Here is a 17,931-nt window from a genome sequence, read left to right as displayed (position 1 = left end):
GCCGGAAGAGGCACAGCAGCATGAGCGGACTCGACAAGCGAGTAGGCAGTTACGAAGAGGCCCTCGAAGGCCTGACCGACGGCATGACCGTCCTCGCCGGGGGCTTCGGCCTCTGCGGGATTCCCGAGAACCTGATCGCGGAAATCCGCCGGCGCGGGGTCAGGGACCTCACGGTGGTCTCGAACAACTGCGGCGTCGACGGTTTCGGCCTCGGCGTGCTGCTGGAAGACCGGCAGATCCGCAAGATGATCGCCTCCTACGTCGGCGAGAACGCCCTGTTCGAGCAACAACTGCTCAGTGGCGAGCTGGAAGTCGAACTGACCCCGCAAGGCTCGCTGGCCGAGAAGATCCGCGCCGGCGGCGCCGGCATCCCGGCCTTCTTCACCGCCACCGGCTACGGCACCCCGGTCGCCGAGGGCAAGGAGGCGCGCGAGTTCAATGGCCGCCACTACATCCTCGAGCCGGCCATCACCGGCGACTTCGCCATCGTCAAGGGCTGGAAGGCCGACCATTTCGGCAACGTCGTCTATCGCCACACCGCGCAGAACTTCAACCCGCTGGTCGCCACCGCCGGGCGCATCACGGTGGTCGAGGTGGAGGAGATCGTCGAGCCCGGCGAACTGGACCCGACGCAGATCCACACCCCCGGCATCTACGTCGACCGGATCATCCAGGGTCGCTTCGAGAAACGCATCGAGAAACGCACGCTGCGCGCCTGACGGCGGCCGCTACAACGACAAGAGGTTTCCCCAGATGGCACTTACCCGCGAACAGATGGCGCAGCGCGTGGCGCGCGAATTGAAGGACGGCTACTACGTCAACCTCGGCATCGGCATCCCGACCCTGGTGGCCAACTACGTGCCGGAGGGCATCGACGTCATGCTCCAGTCGGAGAACGGCCTGCTCGGCATGGGCGCGTTCCCCAGCGAGGCGGAAGTCGACGCCGACATGATCAACGCCGGCAAGCAGACCGTGACCGCTCGCGTCGGCGCGTCGATCTTCGACTCGGCGCAATCCTTCGCCATGATCCGTGGCGGCCACGTCGACCTCACCGTGCTCGGTGCCTTCGAGGTGGACGTGCGCGGCAACATCGCCTCCTGGATGATCCCCGGCAAGCTGGTCAAGGGCATGGGCGGCGCCATGGACCTGGTGGCCGGCGCCGAGAACATCATCGTCACCATGACCCACGCCTCCAAGGACGGCGAGTCCAAGCTGCTGCCGTACTGCACCCTGCCGCTGACCGGTTGCGGTTGCATTCGCAAGGTGCTCACCGACCTGGCCTACCTGGAGATCGAGGACGGCGCCTTCATCCTCCGCGAGCGCGCCCCCGGGGTCAGCGTCGAGGAGATCGTGGCGAAGACCGCCGGCAAGCTGATCGTCCCCGAGCACGTGCCGGAAATGAGTTTCTGAATCGCGGCCCGCGCGGCCGGCGCCTCCACGCAAGGCGCCGGCCGCGCGGACCGTCCTTTCCAGAGGGCGTAGGATAGGAGGCTGTCGCACCGCCTACGTCCACCCGCAGCGATTCGGCCCGGCCACGGGCGAATCCAGGAGAACCATCCATGCAAGACGTCGTCATCGTCGCCGCTACCCGTACCGCCGTCGGCAGCTTCCAGGGCTCGCTGGCCGGCATTCCCGCCCCCGAGCTGGGCGCCGCGGTGATCCGCCGCCTGCTCGAACAGACCGGTCTCGATGCCGGCCAGGTCGACGAAGTGATCCTCGGCCAGGTGCTCACCGCCGGTTCCGGGCAGAATCCGGCGCGCCAGGCGGCGATCAAGGCCGGCCTGCCGGTCGGCGTGCCGGCCATGACCCTGAACAAGGTCTGCGGCTCCGGCCTCAAGGCCCTGCACCTGGGCGCCCAGGCGATTCGCTGCGGCGACGCCGAGGTGATCGTCGCCGGCGGCCAGGAGAACATGAGCCTGGCGCCCTACGTCATGCCCGGCGCCCGCACCGGCCTGCGCATGGGCCATGCGAAGCTGGTCGACAGCATGATCGAGGACGGCCTGTGGGACGCCTTCAACGACTACCACATGGGCATCACCGCCGAGAACCTGGCGGAGAAGTACGGCCTGACCCGCGAGGAGCAGGACGCCTTCGCCGCCGCTTCGCAGCAGAAGGCCATCGCCGCCATCGAGGGCGGGCGCTTCCGCGACGAGATCACGCCGATCCAGGTCCCGCAGCGCAAGGGCGAGCCGCTGAGCTTCGACACCGACGAGCAGCCGCGCGCCGGCACCACCGTCGAGGCCCTGGCCAAGCTCAAGCCGGCCTTCAGGAAGGACGGCAGCGTCACCGCCGGCAACGCCTCCAGCCTCAACGACGGCGCCGCCGCGGTATTGCTGATGAGCGCGGCCAAGGCCAAGGCCCTGGGCCTGCCGGTGCTGGCGCGGATCGCCAGCTACGCCAGCGCCGGGGTCGACCCGGCGATCATGGGCATCGGCCCGGTCTCCGCCACCCGTCGCGCGCTCGACAAGGCCGGCTGGAGCCTGGAGCAACTGGACCTGATCGAGGCCAACGAGGCCTTCGCCGCGCAGTCCCTGGCGGTGGGCCGGGAACTGGGCTGGGATGCCGTCAGGGTCAACGTCAACGGCGGCGCCATCGCCCTTGGCCACCCGATCGGCGCGTCCGGCTGCCGGGTGCTGGTGACCCTGCTGCACGAGATGATCCGTCGCGACGCGAAGAAGGGCCTCGCCACCCTGTGCATCGGTGGCGGGCAGGGCGTCGCCCTGACCCTGGCCCGCGACTGATCCATCGACCTGCCGCTCGCGGCGTGATCGCGCCATGTCCTTTCGCGGGGGCATGGCGCGCTCGTGTCCAGGGAACGAGCGGCGGACGGCCTTGACCGTCCGACCGGCCCCGTACCGTTCCGCCCCTCGGGACGGCCGGGTGCCCAGGGAGCCGTAGCACACACAGGCGGCCCCGTAGTCGCCGAATAACAATAAAACCGAGAGAATCCGCGATGACCGCTATCCTTCCCATCCAAGAAAGCCGCTCCGCGCGCTTTGCCATGCGTTGCTCGAACTGGGCCGAGCGCTGGTTTCCCGACTCCTGGGTGTTCGCCGCCCTGGCCATCCTCATCGTCAGCCTGGCCGCGCTGGCCATGGGCGCCGGACCGACCGCCACGGCGAAAGCCTTCGGTGACGGTTTCTGGAGCCTGATCCCATTCACCATGCAGATGGCCTTCGTGGTCATCGGCGGCTATGTGGTGGCCAGTTCAGGCCCCGCCTCGCGTCTCATCGACCTGCTCGCGCGGGTGCCGAAGAATGGCCGCTCGGCGGTCTGCTGGGTGGCGCTGGTGTCGATGCTCGCCTCGCTGCTCAACTGGGGCCTCAGCCTGGTCTTCGGCGGCCTGCTGGTACGCGCCCTGGCGCGCCGCAGCGACCTGCGCATGGACTACCGCGCCGCCGGCGCCGCGGCCTACCTCGGGCTGGGCGCGGTGTGGGCGCTGGGCCTGTCGTCGTCGGCCGCGCAGTTGCAGGCCAACCCGGCCAGCCTGCCACCGTCGATCCTGGCGATCACCGGGGTGATCCCGTTCACCGAGACCATCTTCCTCTGGCAGTCCGGGGTCATGCTGCTGGCGCTGATCCTGGTCTCGCTGGTGATCGCCTACATGACCGCGCCGAGCGCCGCCAGCGCCCGCGACGCCAAGGATTGCGGGGTCGACGTGAGCTTCACCGCTCCGGCCAGGCTGGCGCCGACCCGGCCCGGCGAGTGGCTGGAGCACAGCCCGTTGCTGATCATCCTGCTGGTACTGCTGGCCGGTGGCTGGCTGGTCCACGAGTTCTCGACCAAGCCGGCGATCCTGGCGATCTCCGGGTTGAACACCTATAACCTGCTGTTCCTGATGCTCGGCGCGTTGCTGCACTGGCGCCCGCGCAGCTTCCTCGACGCGGTGGCGCGCGCGGTGCCGACCACCACCGGGGTGCTGATCCAGTTCCCGCTGTACGGCTCGATCGCGGCGATCATGACCACGGTCAACGGCAGCGACGGCGAGACCCTGGCCCACCATATCTCGACCTTCTTCGTACAGATCGCCTCCCACGACACCTACGCGCTGCTGATGGGCGTGTACTCGGCGGTGCTGGGCTTCTTCATTCCCTCCGGCGGCGGCAAGTGGATCATCGAGGCGCCGTACGTGATGCAGGTAGCCAACGAGCTGCAATACCACCTCGGCTGGGCGGTGCAGATCTACAACGCCGCCGAAGCGCTGCCGAACCTGATCAACCCGTTCTACATGCTGCCGTTGCTCGGCGTGCTGGGGCTGAAGGCGCGCGACCTGATCGGCTTCTCGTTCGTCCAGTTGCTGGTGCATATCCCGCTGGTGCTGGTGCTGCTCTGGGCCCTGGGCAGCACCCTGGCGTACATCCCGCCGGTGATGCCGTAGCGCATCGCCACCCCCGATAACTTCCTCTCCCTTCAGGGAGAAGGTTGGGGAGAGGACAGCCGCGCCGGGAAACGAGGTATCGGCGGATAACGCCTGTGGCGTTATCCGCCCTACGCAATGGGGCGGGCGAACTCCGGATGGTTCCCTCTCCCTTCAGGGAGAGGGTCTGGGGAGAGGCTGGCCGCCCCGGCTACTGCGCCACCCAGCCGCCATCCATGTTCCAGGCCGCGCCGCGCACCTGGTCGGCGGCTTCGCTGCAAAGGAACAGCGTCAGTCCGCCGAGTTGCTCGGGGGTGACGAAGGCCAGCGAGGGTTGCTTTTCCGCCAGCAGGTCGTGTTCCGCCTGTTCGGGCGAGACGCCCTCGGCGATGCGCGCGTCGATCTGCTTCTGCACCAGCGGGGTCAGCACCCAGCCGGGGCAGATGGCGTTGCAGGTCACCGGCGTGCGCGCCGTTTCCAGCGCCACACTCTTGGTCAGGCCGAGCACGCCATGCTTGGCGGCGACGTAGGCGCTCTTCCCGGCTGAGGCGACCAGGCCGTGGGTCGAGGCGATGTTGACGATCCGCCCCCAGCCGCGCGCGAGCATGCCCGGCAGGGCCAGGCGGGTGGTATGGAACACCGAGGACAGGTTGATCGCGATGATCGCGTCCCAGCGTTCCATGGGGAATTCCTGCACCGGCGCCACGTACTGGATGCCGGCGTTGTTGACGAGGATGTCGACGCCGCCGAAGGTCCGCTCGGCGAAGGCCATCAGTTCGCCGATCTGCTCCGGGCTGGAGAGGTCGGCCGGGTGGTGCTCTGCGCGCACGCCGTGGGCGCGGACCTGCGCCAGCGCCGCGTCGACCTCACCGAAGCCGTTGAGGAGCAGGTCGGCGCCGGCCTCGGCCAGGCTCAGGGCGATGCCCAGGCCGATGCCGCTGGTGGAACCGGTGACCAGGGCGGTCTTGCCTTTCAGGGTCATGCTGTTTCTCCCGCTGGATGAAAAAAGGGCGGATCAGACCAGGCCGGTGGCGTAGAACAGCCCGATGACGAAGAACACCGCCAGGGTCTTGATCAGGGTAATGCCGAAAATGTCCTTGTACGCCTCCCGATGGGTCAGGCCGGTGACCGCCAGGAGGGTGATCACCGCGCCGTTGTGCGGCAGGGTATCCATCCCGCCGCTGGCCATGGCGGCGACCCGGTGGAGGACTTCCAGGGGGATCTGCGCGGCGTTGGCGGCGGCGATGAAGGTATCGGACATCGCCGCCAGGGCGATGCTCATGCCGCCCGACGCGGAACCGGTGATGCCGGCCAGCAGGGTGACGGTGATCGCTTCGTTGACCAGCGGATTGGGAATGCTCTTGAGCGCGTCGGCCAGCACCAGGAAGCCCGGCAGCGAGGCGATCACCGCACCGAAGCCGTATTCCGAGGCGGTGTTCATCGCCGCCAGCAGCGAGCCGGCCACCGCGCTGCGGGTGCCTTCGGCGAGGCGGCTGCGGATCGCCGCGAAGCCGCTCGCCAGCACCAGCAGGATGCCCAGCAGCAGGGCCGCCTGCACTGCCCAGATCGCGGTGAGCTTGCCGACCTCGGTCTGCAACGGCGTGGCCATGCCGGCCAGTTGCAGGGTATGGACCTGGCCGTACCATTGCGGGATCCAGTGGGTGAACAGCAGGTTGGCGACCCCGACCAGCACCAGCGGCGAGAGCGCCAGCCAGGGATTCGGCAGGCGCAGGTCATCGGCGGTCTCCGGCTCGTTGCGCAGGTCGCTGCCGTAGCCTTCGCCGTTGCGCCGCGCCTTGTTCGCCTGGCGTCGCAGGTAGAGCATGCCCACGGCGAAGACGAACAGCGCGCCGAGGGTGCCGAGCCAGGGCGCGGCCCAGGCGTGGGTGCCGAAGAAGGTCGAGGGGATGATGTTCTGGATCTGCGGGGTGCCGGGCAGCGCGTCCATGGTGAAGGAAAACGCGCCGAGGGCGATGGTCGCCGGAATCAACCGCTTGGGGATGTCGCTCTGGCGGAACATCTCCGCGGCGAACGGGTAGACCGCGAACACCACCACGAACAGCGAGACGCCGCCGTAGGTGAGCAGCGCGCAGACCAGTACGATCACCAGCATCGCCTGGCGGGTGCCGAGCAGGCGGATCGCCGCCGCGACGATGGAGCGGGAGAAGCCGGCCAGCTCGATCAGCTTGCCGAACACCGCGCCAAGCAGGAAAACCGGGAAGTAAAGCTTGATGAAACCGACCATCTTCTCCATGAACACCCCGGTGAAGGTCGGCGCGACCGCGCTGGGATCGGTGAGCAGGACGGCGCCGAGGGCGGCGAGGGGGGCGAACAGGATGACGCTGTAGCCGCGGTAGGCGGCCAGCATCAGCAGGCCCAGGGCGGCAAGGGCGATGATCACGCTCATCGGGCATATCTCCACGGCGCTGCGGGGCGCGCTTCGCATGGGGAAGGCGCTCCGGGCCTGTTTCTTGTTGTCGAACGGTGCGGGCACCGGCGTGACGGCCTGGAACGGGGCAGGGCCGTCGGAAAGGCACGTTGCGATAACCGTGCCAGGCCCCAGAGTCGCGGTTTTCGCGGGCTGCGGCGAGACGAAGGGGAGCGTGGGGAATAGCGTTGTCTCAAAATGGAGACGTAATCGAGCGAAAGTTCCGTGGCTATGCAGGTCTCAGTTCGTCTCTATTTAGAGATGGGTCCCGTTATCGAGACGCATGCCCAGCGCCACGATCTTCTTGTACAGGGTCGAGCGACCCAGGCCCAGGCGTTTCGCCGCTTCCACCACATTGCCGGCACTCTGCGCCAGGGCCCGTCCGATCAGGTCGCGCTCGAAGGCTTCGCGGGCCTGTTGGAAATCCCCGACCGGCCTGTCGTCCGCCGCTCGAGGCAGCTCCGGCAGCGGTTGCAGGGGGCCCAGCGCCGCGCCGAGGGCGGCGGCGTCCAGCAACGGTTGGTCGGCCAGCAGCAGCGCGCGTTCCAGCACGTTGCGCAGTTCGCGGACGTTGCCCGGCCAGGCATGCCGGGCGAGCAGCGCCAGGGCGTCGCCGCCGAGTTCGTGGAGACGGCCGTGGTCGAGGCTGTCGAGGATCGACTCGCAGAGCGCCGGGAGGTCGTCCAGGCGCTGGCGCAACGGCGGGATCTCGATCGGCAGGACGTTCAGCCGGTAGTAGAGGTCAGCGCGGAAACGGCCTTCGCGCATCGCCTGCTGCAGGTCGATGGAAGTGGCGGCGACCAGGCGGATGTCGCTGCGGATCACTTCGTTGGAACCCACCGCTTCGAACTCTTTCTCCTGTAGCACGCGCAACAGCTTGCCTTGCAAGGCCAGCGGCATGTCGCCGATCTCGTCGAGGAACAACGTGCCGCCCTGGGCCACCTGCAACTTGCCTGGCCGGCCCTTGCGCTCGGCACCGGTGAAGGCCCCCGGGGCGGTACCGAAGAATTCGGCCTCCAGCAGGCTTTCCGGGATCGCCGCGGCGTTCACGCTGACGAAGGCCTTGTGCGCCCGCGGCGAAGCGCTGTGGATGGCGTGGGCGAGCAGTTCCTTGCCGGTGCCGGTCTCGCCGAGCAACAGCACCGGCGCTTCGCTGGCCGCGCCACGACGGGCGCGGCGCTTGACTTCCAGGCTGGCCGGACTGGTGCCGACGAAGTGGCTGAAGCTGTACTTGGCCTGGCGCGCCTGCAATTGCGAGCGGGTCGAGGCCAGTTCGCGCTGCATGCTCAGGTAGCGGGTCACCAGCGGCGACAGCGAACGCAGTTCGTCGAGCAGGGCGAAGCCGATGGCGCCGATCACTTCGCCGGCGTCGTCGTGGATCGGCAGGCGCATCACCACCAGCGGGTCCTTCGCGCTATCCATCATGTCCAGCAGGATCGGCTTGCCGCTGCCTACCACCTCGCGCAGCAGGCTACCGGGGATCACGCTTTCGCAGGGCCGGCCGATGGCCTGCGCCGGGTCGGCGAGGCCGAAACGCTGGGCGTAGCGCTGGTTGATCCAGACGATGCGGGCCTCGCGGTCGACGATCACCGTGCCTTCGCTGGAGCCTTCGACGATCTCGAACAGCGAACGGATCGCCTGCTGGCGTACGCGTTGGTAATCCTGGAGGCTGTCGGCGTCGTTCATCGGCGGCTCCTGCGGCGGACGGCGAAACGGCCCGCCACTGTAGCCGGGAAGCCGCTCGCGGTGAAGGCTCAGGACTCCTCGACGGCCAGCGCGGCGGCGCTTTCCCGTTGTGCCTGGGCAGCGGGCGAGCGGACCTGGAGGATCAGTAGCGCGGCGAGCCCGGCGGGAATCGCCGCAAGCATGAAGATGTTCTCCACGGATATGTGCATGCCCAGCAGCAGGCTGCCGAACAGTGGGCCGAGGATCGAACCGAAGCGGCCCACGCCCAGCGCCCAGCCGGTGCCGGTGGCGCGTACCTGGGCCGGGTAGAAGTTGCTGGCGAAGGCGTTCAGGGTCAACTGCCCGCCGATGATGCAGAAGCCGGCGGCGAAGACGAACGCCAGCAGCCAGCGCGGCTGGTCGTGGTTGAGGCCGAGGAGCAGGGTGAACAGCGCGGCGCCGGCGAGAATCGCCGCCAGCAGGCGGACCTTGCTGCGCAGGCGGTCGGCGAGCCAGGCCAGGAGCATCGCGCCGAGGGTGCCGGCGAAGAGGAACATCGAGGTCGCCAGGTTCGCCGCATTGCGTGTCAGGCCGCTTTCCTGGAGCAGCGAGGGCAGCCAGCTGACCATGAAGTAGAGCAGGATCAGGCTGACGAAGAAGGTCGCCCAGAGCAGCAGGGTCGGCCGCGCGTAACCGTGGCGGAACAGCTCCAGCACGGTCAGGCTCGCCGCCGGCTCGGCGTCGGCCTGTGCCGGCGGCGGCTGCCAGCCCGGCGCCATGCGCTCGCTGAGCTGGCGCAGGCGGGCATAGGGCGGTGCGTCGCGGAGCAGGCGCGGCAGCGACTCCGGCAGGAACAGGAGGAGGAAGGGGAACAGCAGCAACGGGGTGACGCCGCCGGCGAGGAACACCGCCTGCCAGCCGAAGCCGTCCATGAAGGCGGCGGCGACGAAACCGCCGGCGGCGCCGCCGAAGGAGAAACCGCAGGCCGCCAGGGTGACCATCAGGGTACGCAGGCGCGGTGGCGAATACTCGGCCATCAGCGCCATGGCGCTGGGCATCGCCCCGCCCATTCCGATGCCGCAGACGAAGCGCGCCAGCATCAGGCTTTCCAGGGAACCGGCGAAGACCATCAGGACGGTCAGGCTGGCGTAGATCAGCACGCAGCAGAGCAGCACCCGGCGGATGCCGAAGCGGTCCGCCAGCGACGTCACCAGCAGCGAACCGACGGTCAGGCCGAACAGGTTGGCGCTGAACACCGGGCCGAACGCGGCCTTGTCCAGGCCCCATTCCTGGGCCAGGGTCGGCACCACGTAGCCGAGCACCTGGGCATCGTAGCCATCGGTGACCAGCAACAGGGCGAGGAGCAGCAGCAACAGCCACTGGTAGCGGGACACGGGGCGCGCGTCGAGCGCCGCGCGAAAGCTGGCGATCTGGTTGTGCATCGCAAGGTACCTGAGGTTCTTATTGGTGATGGGGCGTCCGGCGGACGCCCCCCTTTATCTTCAGGAGCGGGACTCTGCGGTCCCTCAGGCGGCCGGGGTGTCCGGCTGGTTGGCCGGATGGGCCTGGCGGAACGCCGGATGGGCGGCGGCCAGGTCGGCGACCCGGCGGATCCGTGGCCAGGCGTCCAGCGCCACGCCGAAGCGCTCGGCGGCGTAGAGCTGCGGGACCAGGTAGACGTCGGCCAGGCCTGGCCGGTCGCCGAAGCACCAACCCTGGTCGCCGATCAGTTGCTCGACGGCGGCGAGACCCTGGCCGACCCAGTGGCCGATCCACTGCCGGACCTGCTCTTCGTCGTGTCCCCACTGGCGCAGCAGGTTGAGCACGCTGGCGTTGTGCAACGGGTGGATGTCGCAGCCGACCAGCGCCGCGACTCCGCGCTCGTGGGCGCGGCGCAGCGGATCGCTGGAGAGCAGGGCGGGGTGCGGGTAGCGCTCCTCGAGGTACTCGATGATCGCCGGCGACTGGATCAGCAGCTCGCCCTCGTCGACCTGCAGGGCCGGTACGCGGCCCTGCGGGTTGAGCGCCAGGTAGGCGGGTTGGCGGTGTTCGCCGCCGTCGCGGACCAGGTTGACCGGCAGCGACTGGTAGTCCAGCCCCTTCAGCGCCAGGGCGATGCGCACCCGGTAGGAGGAGGTGGAACGGTAGTAGGTATAGAGCTTCATCCGCGCGCCCCCGGATGGGCCGCGAGCACTTTGCCGCGACATTCGCCGAAACCGATCGAGACGTGTCCCTCGCGCTTGCAGCGGGCGCGGAGGATGACCTCGTCGCCGTCCTCGAGGAAGCGCCGGGTCTCGCCGGAGGCCAGTTGCACCGGCTGCTTGCCGCCAGCGGTGATCTCCAGCAGCGAGCCGAACTGGCCGGGCTCGGCGCCGGACAGGGTGCCGGAGCCGAACAGGTCGCCGGGCTGCAACTGGCAGCCATTGACGCTGTGGTGGGCGACCATCTGCGCCACCGTCCAGTACATGCTCAGGCTGTTGCTCAGGGTCAGGCGCTGCGGCGGCAGGCCTTTCTCGCGCAGGCCCTCGGTGAGCAGCAGGACCTCCAGCTCGATGTCGAAGGCGCCGTGGGCCTGGTCGTTGTCGTCGTAAAGATACGGCAGCGGCCGCGGGTCGCCTTCGGGGCGCGCTGGCTGGGCGCGACGGAACGGCTCCAGGGCTTCGGCGGTGACCACCCAGGGCGAAACGCTGGTGATGAAGCTCTTCGACAGGAACGGGCCGAGCGGCTGGTATTCCCAGGCCTGGATGTCGCGCGCCGACCAGTCGTTGAGCAGACAGAAGCCGGCGATGTGCTCGGCGGCGCGGGAAACCGGGATGGCTTCGCCGAGGGCGTTGCCCTGGCCGATCCAGATGCCTAGCTCCAGTTCGTAGTCCAGACGCGCACAGGGACCGAACACCGGCTCGCTGGCGCCGGCCGGCAGGGTCTGGCCGTTGGGCCGGCGCACTTCGCTGCCGGAGACGCGCACGGTCGAGGCGCGGCCGTGGTAGCCGATGGGCACGTGCTTGTAGTTGGGCAGCAGCGGGTTGTCCGGGCGGAACAGCTTGCCGACGTTCTCGGCATGGCGGATGCCGACGTAGAAGTCGGTGTAGTCGCCGATCCTGGCCGGTAGGTGCATTTGGCACTCGGCGGCCGCATGGAGCAGCTCCGGGCGCTCCGCGGCGCCTTCGCCGAGCAGCTCCAGCAGGCGCTGGCGCAGCGCCACGCGGGCCGGTTTGCCGAGGGCGAAGAAGGCGTTCAGCGCGCCGCCGCGGGTGGCTTCGGCGGCTTCGCCGGCGGCCCCCTCGAACAGGCCGGCGGCCAGCGCCGCGTCCAGGTCGAGGATCGAGTCGCCGATGGCCACGCCGCAACGCGGGCTCAGGCCGGCACGGCTGAAGATGCCCAGCGGCAGGTTTTGCAGGGGAAAGTCGGCATGCCCATTGGCGGAGGCGACCCAGCTACGAGTGGGGGTTGGCTGGTTCATGGGGTTATCTCCGTTGCGGGTTGAAGGTGGATACGAGCGACGCCCAGCAGGCATCGTAGTCATTCTGCAGGGCCGGCGTCTCGAGGGCGGCACGGCTCGGCCGGAGGACCTGGCTGGTCTCGAACATGAAGGCCATGGTCTGGTCGATCCTGTGCGGCTTGAGGTCGGCGGCGATGGCCTTGTCGCAGCTTTCCGCGTCCGGGCCGTGGGCGCTCATGCAACTGTGCAGCGAGGCGCCGCCGGGCACGAAGCCGCCGGCCTTGGCGTCATAGGCGCCCTGGATCAGGCCCATGAACTCGTTCATCAGGTTGCGGTGGAACCATGGCGGACGGAAGGTGTTCTCGGCCACCATCCAGCGCGGCGGGAAGATCACGAAGTCGATGTTGGCCAGGCCATGGACGCTGGTGGGGGAGGTCAGCACGGTGAAGATCGACGGGTCCGGGTGGTCGAAGCTGACCGTGCCGATGGTGTTGAAGCGGCGCAGGTCGTACTTGTAGGGCACGTTGTTGCCGTGCCAGGCGACCACGTCCAGCGGCGAGTGGTCAAGCTCGCAGGCCCACAGCTCGCCGAGGTATTTCTGCACCAGTTGCAGCGGCTGGCGGCTGTCTTCGTAGCGCGCCACCGGGGCCAGGAAGTCGCGCGGATTGGCCAGGCCATTGCTGCCGATCGGGCCGAGGTCGGGCAGGCGCAGCGGCGCGCCGTGGTTCTCGGCGATATAGCCGCGTGCCTCGCCGTCGAGCAGCTCGACGCGGAACTTCATCCCGCGCGGGATCACCGCGATCTCCAGCGGTTCGACCTGCAGCGCGCCGAGTTCGGTGCACAGGCGCAGGCGGCCCAACTGCGGGACCAGCAGCAGTTCGCCGTCGGCGTCGTAGAAGCAACGCTCCATCGAGCGGTTGGCCAGGTACTGGTAGATGCTCACGCCGGCGGGCTTGTCGCCGGGCGCGTTGGCGGCCATGCGCAGCAGGCCGTCGAGGAAGTCGGTGGGCTGCTCGGGCAGTGCCAGCGGGTCCCAGCGCAGGCGGTTGGGGGTCGGCGCATCCAGTTCGGCACCGGCGATCTGTCGTTCCAGGCGGCGGAACGGCGGATGCTTGGCCGACGGCGTGATGCGGTATAGCCAGGTGCGCCGGGCCTCGCTGCGAGCCATGGTGAAGGCGGTGCCGGAGAGCAGTTCGGCGTACAGGCCGTAGGGCGCTTTCTGCGGGGAGTTCTGGCCGACCGGCAGGGCGCCGGGGAGCGCTTCGCTGCTGAATTCGTTGCCGAAGCCCGATTGATAGGCGAGGGCAGTGGAGTCGAGGTTCATCTGAGGCCTCCGGGGAGTGGGGGCAGCTTGCCGCCGATCCGCCGGGGACCTGGCACGCTGGCTGCGTTATTTTTATCGTAATTCAATTACGCATAACGTAATTTGAGTGGAAGGCAGCGTCAAGCTATAACGTCGGCCCCGCCCGCAGGAACCCGCGTCCATGGAAAAGAACAGCAGTCCCGCCGGAACCTCCGGCAAGCAGAAGGTCCGCTCCGCCGAAGTCGGTACCGATATCCTCAAGGCCCTCGCCGAACTCTCCCCGGCGACCTCGCTGTCGCGCCTGGCGGAGCATGTGGGGATGCCGGCGAGCAAGGTCCATCGCTATCTGCAGGCATTGATCGCCAGCGGCTTCGCGGTCCAGGACGCCTCCACCAATCATTACTCGCTGGGGCGCGAGGCGCTGCGCGTGGGCCTGGCGGCGCTGGACAGCATGGACGTGCTGAAGAGCGCCGCCGCGCCGCTGGCCGAGCTGCGCGACGTGCTCAACGAGACCTGCTTCCTCGCCGTCTGGGGCAACCGTGGCGCCACCGTGGTACAGGTGGAACAGGCGGTGCGCGCGGTGACGGTGGTCACCCAGGTCGGCTCGGTGCTGCCGCTGCTCGGTTCGTCCACCGGCCTGGTGTTCGCCGCGTTCCTGCCGGAACGCGAGGTGGCCGAGCTGCGCGAGGAAGAGTTGGCCGGGCGTGCCGACCATCCGCTGGCCGACCCGGCGGCCTACGCGGTGCTGCTGGAGGGCATCCGCGCGCGCGGCCTGCATGCGATCCATGGGCTGCTGATGCCTGGGGTGGAAGCGCTCTCGGCGCCGGTGTTCGATGCCCGCGGGCGGGTGGCGGCGGTGCTCACGGTGGTCGGCCCGGCGAGCATCTTCCAGGCCGAGGAACAGGGGCCGGCGGCGGAACGGCTGCTTGCGACGACTCGAGCTATCAGTTGGCGGATGGGGTATGACGGCACCCAGGGTAGATGACGCAGTCTCCGAGCCTGGGCGTGATGTCGGGTAGGGCGGATAACCGCTCGCGGTTATCCGCCGCTTCTCAGGCCTTGGCCAGCAACGCTTTCGCCGCTCGCGACCCGTTGCTCTTGCCGAGCACCGCGCAGATACGCTGGCCGGCGTCGACCAGGGCGTGCATGTCGACCCCGGTATGGATCTCCAGGCCGTTCAGCAGGTAGAGGACGTCTTCGCTGGCGACGTTGCCGGTGGCGCCCTTGGCGTAGGGACAACCGCCGAGGCCGGCCACCGAGCTGTCGAATACCGCGATGCCTTCCAGCAGGCTGGCGTAGATGTTCGCCAGGGCTTGCCCGTAGGTGTCGTGGAAGTGCCCGGCGAGGCGCTCGCGGGGAACCTCGCTGGCCACCGCCTCGATCAGCCGGCGGGTGGCGCCGGCGGTGCCGACGCCGATGGTGTCGCCCAGGGACACCTCGTAGCAGCCCATCTGCTGCAGTTCGCGGGCGACCCAGGCGACCTGGCGCGGATCGACATCGCCGTCGTAGGGACAGCCGAGCACGCAGGAAATGTAGCCGCGCACCCGCACCTGGTGCTGGCGCGCCGCCTCCAGCACCGGTACGAAGCGCTCCAGGCTGTCCTTGATCGAGCAGTTGATGTTGCGCTGGGAGAAGGCTTCCGACGCGGCGGCGAACACCGCCACTTCCTTCACCCCCGACTCCAGCGCCGCCTCGAAGCCTTTCAGGTTCGGCGCCAGCGCCGCGTAGGTCACGCCGGGACGCTGGCGGATGCCGGCGAATACCTCGGCCGAGCCGGCCATCTGCGGCACCCACTTGGGCGAGACGAAGCTGCCCACTTCGATGTAGTCCAGGCCGGCGGCGCTCAGGTCATCGACCAGGCGGATCTTGTCGGCCACCTCGATCGGCTGTTTCTCGTTCTGCAGTCCGTCGCGCGGACCGACCTCCACCAGGCGGACCTTCTTCGGCAGGTTCATGCTGTTCCTCGTCTTGGCTGTCAGGCCTGGTTCTCGTCCAGCTCCACCAGCGGCGTGCCTTCCTCGACCAGTTCGCCCTCGCTGCAATACAGCGCCTTCACTACCCCGGCGTGGGGCGCGCGGATGCTGTGCTCCATCTTCATCGCCTCCAGCACCACCAGGGTGGCGCCGGCTTCGACCGTCTGGCCGGGCTCGACCAGGACCCGCACGATACTGCCGTTCATCGGCGCGCTCAAACCGCCCTGGTGGGCATGGGCGGCCTCGGCCTCGGCGATCGGGTCGACGGCTTCGATGGCCAGCAGTTCGCCCTCCCATTCGAGGAACAACTGGCGTCCGCGGCGCAATGCCGCCGAGCGACGGGTGACACCGTCCACCCGGCTGACCAGGTCGTCGCCGTCGAGGCGATACTGGCTGGGGCTGGCGTGGCGCAGGCGGACGCAGCGGCGTTCGTCGCGGCAGCGCAGCATCAGGTCGGACTCCCGCGCCAGGGCGCTGCGCCAGCCGTCGTTGCGGCTCCACGGCGAATGCGGGTCGTCGTCGCGACGGTGGCCCGGTTCGCTCTGCAGCCAGGCTTCGGCGGCGGCCTGCCAGAAATGCTCCGGCAGCGCTTGCGGCGCCGGCAGCAGGTCGTCTTGGTGGCGCGCGATGAAACCGGTGTCCAGTTCGGCGGCGGCGAACGCCGGATGGCCGAGGATGCGGCGGAGGAATGCCAGGTTGGTGCGCAGGCCGCCGACCGAGGTTTCCGCCAGCATCGCCAGCAGGCGCTGGCGGGCTTCCTCGCGGGTTTCGCCCCAGGCGATCAGCTTGGCCAGCATCGGGTCGTAGAACGGCGAGACCTCGTCGCCTTCGCGTACCCCGCTGTCGACCCGCCGGCCGGGGCCGGCGGGTGCTTCGCGGTACAGCGCCAGGCGGCCGCTGGCGGGGAGGAAGCCGCCCTCGGGGTCTTCCGCGTAGAGCCGCACTTCGATGGCGTGGCCGTTCAGCGGCACCTGTTCCTGTGTCAGCGGCAGCGCCTCGCCGCGAGCGACGCGGATCTGCCAGGCGACCAGGTCGAGGCCGGTGATGGCCTCGGTGACCGGGTGTTCCACCTGCAGGCGGGTGTTCATTTCCATGAAGAAGAACTGGCCGCGTTCGTCGAGGAGGAATTCGACGGTACCGGCGCCAACGTAGCCGATCGCCTGCGCCGCGCGTACCGCGGCCTCGCCCATGGCCCGGCGCAGTTCCGCGCCGAGACCGGGGGCGGGGGCTTCCTCGACGACCTTCTGGTGGCGGCGCTGGATCGAACAGTCGCGTTCGTTGAGGTACAGGCATTGGCCATGGCTGTCGGCGAATACCTGGATCTCCACGTGGCGCGGCTTCAGCAGGTATTTCTCCACCAGCATCCGCGCGTCGCCGAAGGCGGCCTTGGCCTCGCGCTGGGCGGAGGAAAGGGCCTCGGCCAGCTCGGCTTCGTGCTCCACCACCTTCATGCCCTTGCCGCCGCCGCCAGCGGCGGCCTTGAGCAGCACCGGGTAGCCGATCCTTCCGGCTTCCCGGCGGAAGGTCTCGGCGTCCTGGGCTTCGCCGTGGTAGCCGGGCACCAGCGGCACGCCGGCTTCTTCCATCAGCGCCTTGGCCGCCGACTTGCTGCCCATGGCGTCGATGGCCGCCGCCGGCGGTCCGAGGAAGAGCAGGCCGGCTTCCTCGCAGGCGCGGGCGAAGTCGGCGTTCTCCGAGAGGAAGCCGTAGCCGGGGTGGATCGCCTGGGCGCCGCTGGCGAGGGCGGCGGCGATGATCCTGTCGCCGCGCAGGTAGCTGTCGGCGGGCTTGGCGCCGCCCAGGTCGACGGCGATGTCGGCTTCGGCGACGTGGCGGGCGTGGCGGTCGATGTCGCTGTGCACGGCGACGCTGCCGATGCCGAGGGCGCGCGCGCTGCGCATCACCCGGCAGGCGATCTCGCCGCGGTTGGCGACCAGGATGCGCTGGATGCTGCGGTAGTCCGGGTTCATGCGTCGTTTCTCCAGGCGGGCGTGCGTTTCTCCAGGAAGGCGCGCAGGCCTTCCTGGCCTTCCGGGCTGATGCGGATGCGGGCGATGGCCGCCTCGGTGTAGCGGCGCAGCGCCGGGCTCAGCTCGGCGGCCTCGACCTCATGGTAGAGCGCCTTGCAGGCGACCAGGGCGCGCGGGCTGTTTTGCAGCAGGTTGGCGATCCAGGCCTCGGCCTGGCTTTCCAGTTCGGCGGCGGGACAGCTTTCGCTGAGCAGGCCCAGTTCGCTGGCGCGGCGTCCGTCGAAGCGCTCGGCGGTCAGCGAATAGCGCCGCGCGGCGCGCTGGCCGATGGCCTTGACCACGAACGGGGCGATGGTCGCCGGGATCAGGCCGATGCGTACCTCGGACAGGCAGAAGGTCGCCTCGTCGCTGCCGATGGCCATGTCGCAGCAACTGACCAGGCCGACCCCGCCGCCGAACACCGCGCCCTGGACCACCGCCAGGGTCGGCTTGGGCAGGTTGTAGAGATGGGTCATGAGTTCGGCGATGCGCTGGGCGTCGGCCAGGTTGCCCTGGTAGTCGAGGTCCACCGACTGCTGCATCCAGGCCAGGTCGGCACCGCCGCAGAAGTGCCGGCCACGGCCGCGCAGCACCAGCAGGCGGACCTGCGGGTCGCTGCCGACGCGATCGATGGCCTGCAACAGTTCGTCGATCACGACGGCATTGAAGGCGTTGTTCTTTTCCGCCCGGTCCAGCCACAGGGTGGCTACGCCGCGCGGGTCGATCTCAAGCTGGATGGTCTGGAATTCGCTCATGC

15 protein-coding genes are annotated in these 17,931 nt (G+C 69.0%); 5 read left to right on the top strand and 10 right to left on the bottom strand.

All coding sequences use genetic code 11. The annotated features are described in order from the left end of the window. Window positions 1-20: 20 nt before the first annotated feature. From M6E97_RS12865 to M6E97_RS12850, 4 genes are all read left to right on the top strand, one after another. On the top strand, window positions 21-719 hold the full coding sequence (locus M6E97_RS12865) for a CoA transferase subunit A (protein WP_003088566.1): 699 nt from the start codon (window positions 21-23) through the stop codon (window positions 717-719). A gap of 34 nt (window positions 720-753) precedes the next feature. Further along, entirely contained in the window at window positions 754-1,410 is a 657-nt protein-coding gene (locus M6E97_RS12860; protein ID WP_003088567.1) for a CoA transferase subunit B, read from the top strand. Between the two features lie 149 nt (window positions 1,411-1,559). Then, window positions 1,560-2,741 carry an acetyl-CoA C-acetyltransferase gene (locus M6E97_RS12855; protein WP_033939481.1) on the top strand — a complete coding sequence of 394 codons (1,182 nt, stop codon included), beginning with the start codon at window positions 1,560-1,562 and terminating at the stop codon, window positions 2,739-2,741. Between the two features lie 212 nt (window positions 2,742-2,953). Further along, window positions 2,954-4,378 carry a short-chain fatty acid transporter gene (locus M6E97_RS12850; RefSeq protein WP_003088572.1) on the top strand — a complete coding sequence of 475 codons (1,425 nt, stop codon included), beginning with the start codon at window positions 2,954-2,956 and terminating at the stop codon, window positions 4,376-4,378. Window positions 4,379-4,568: 190 nt separating this feature from the next. On the opposite strand, the gene bdhA is transcribed toward M6E97_RS12850, so the two are convergent. From bdhA to hmgA, 7 genes are all read right to left on the bottom strand, one after another. Beyond that, window positions 4,569-5,339, bottom strand: a complete 771-nt coding sequence (gene bdhA / locus M6E97_RS12845; RefSeq protein WP_023097704.1) for a 3-hydroxybutyrate dehydrogenase — start codon at window positions 5,337-5,339, stop codon at window positions 4,569-4,571. A 33-nt stretch (window positions 5,340-5,372) separates the two neighbouring features. Continuing rightward, the gene (locus M6E97_RS12840; protein ID WP_003088575.1) at window positions 5,373-6,764 is read right to left on the bottom strand and encodes a GntP family permease; all 1,392 of its coding nucleotides are present in this window, start codon (window positions 6,762-6,764) and stop codon (window positions 5,373-5,375) included. A 276-nt stretch (window positions 6,765-7,040) separates the two neighbouring features. Further along, window positions 7,041-8,471: a sigma-54-dependent transcriptional regulator HbcR gene (gene hbcR, locus M6E97_RS12835; protein WP_003128846.1), complete on the bottom strand. Its 1,431-nt coding sequence runs from the start codon at window positions 8,469-8,471 to the stop codon at window positions 7,041-7,043. Window positions 8,472-8,539: 68 nt separating this feature from the next. Continuing rightward, a complete protein-coding gene (locus tag M6E97_RS12830) occupies window positions 8,540-9,892 on the bottom strand; it encodes an MFS transporter (protein ID WP_034005062.1) in 1,353 nt (450 codons plus the stop codon). Between the two features lie 84 nt (window positions 9,893-9,976). Beyond that, window positions 9,977-10,615 (bottom strand): maleylacetoacetate isomerase, encoded by a 639-nt coding sequence (maiA, locus tag M6E97_RS12825; RefSeq protein ID WP_003128823.1) that lies wholly within the window; start codon window positions 10,613-10,615, stop codon window positions 9,977-9,979. Then, on the bottom strand, window positions 10,612-11,910 hold the full coding sequence (gene fahA, locus M6E97_RS12820; protein WP_003111363.1) for a fumarylacetoacetase: 1,299 nt from the start codon (window positions 11,908-11,910) through the stop codon (window positions 10,612-10,614). The genes maiA and fahA overlap by 4 nt, the downstream gene beginning before the upstream one ends. Before the next feature lie 4 nt (window positions 11,911-11,914). After that, window positions 11,915-13,213 carry a homogentisate 1,2-dioxygenase gene (hmgA, locus tag M6E97_RS12815; RefSeq protein WP_003088587.1) on the bottom strand — a complete coding sequence of 433 codons (1,299 nt, stop codon included), beginning with the start codon at window positions 13,211-13,213 and terminating at the stop codon, window positions 11,915-11,917. A 160-nt stretch (window positions 13,214-13,373) separates the two neighbouring features. Here hmgA and M6E97_RS12810 point away from each other — a divergent pair, with 160 nt between their 5' ends. Next, the gene (locus M6E97_RS12810; RefSeq protein WP_033939479.1) at window positions 13,374-14,177 is read left to right on the top strand and encodes an IclR family transcriptional regulator; all 804 of its coding nucleotides are present in this window, start codon (window positions 13,374-13,376) and stop codon (window positions 14,175-14,177) included. A 67-nt stretch (window positions 14,178-14,244) separates the two neighbouring features. Here M6E97_RS12810 and liuE read toward each other — a convergent pair whose 3' ends face one another. Genes liuE through M6E97_RS12795 form a run of 3 tightly spaced genes read right to left on the bottom strand, consistent with a single transcriptional unit; the run spans window position 14,245 to window position 17,929 of the window. After that, window positions 14,245-15,147, bottom strand: a complete 903-nt coding sequence (gene liuE, locus M6E97_RS12805) for a bifunctional 3-hydroxy-3-isohexenylglutaryl-CoA lyase/hydroxymethylglutaryl-CoA lyase (RefSeq protein ID WP_003088593.1) — start codon at window positions 15,145-15,147, stop codon at window positions 14,245-14,247. A gap of 20 nt (window positions 15,148-15,167) precedes the next feature. Beyond that, on the bottom strand, window positions 15,168-17,135 hold the full coding sequence (gene liuD / locus M6E97_RS12800; RefSeq protein ID WP_034005061.1) for a methylcrotonyl-CoA carboxylase subunit alpha: 1,968 nt from the start codon (window positions 17,133-17,135) through the stop codon (window positions 15,168-15,170). Further along, window positions 17,132-17,929 (bottom strand): gamma-carboxygeranoyl-CoA hydratase, encoded by a 798-nt coding sequence (locus M6E97_RS12795; protein ID WP_003110689.1) that lies wholly within the window; start codon window positions 17,927-17,929, stop codon window positions 17,132-17,134. Before M6E97_RS12795 ends, liuD begins: the two co-directional genes overlap by 4 nt. Window positions 17,930-17,931: the final 2 nt, after the last annotated feature.

Source organism: Pseudomonas sp. B111 (genome assembly GCF_026428275.1).
Lineage (GTDB): Bacteria > Pseudomonadota > Gammaproteobacteria > Pseudomonadales > Pseudomonadaceae > Pseudomonas > Pseudomonas aeruginosa.
The sequence above is the reverse complement of the archived record's forward strand: the minus strand, read 5'-3'. Positions and strand labels throughout refer to the sequence as shown.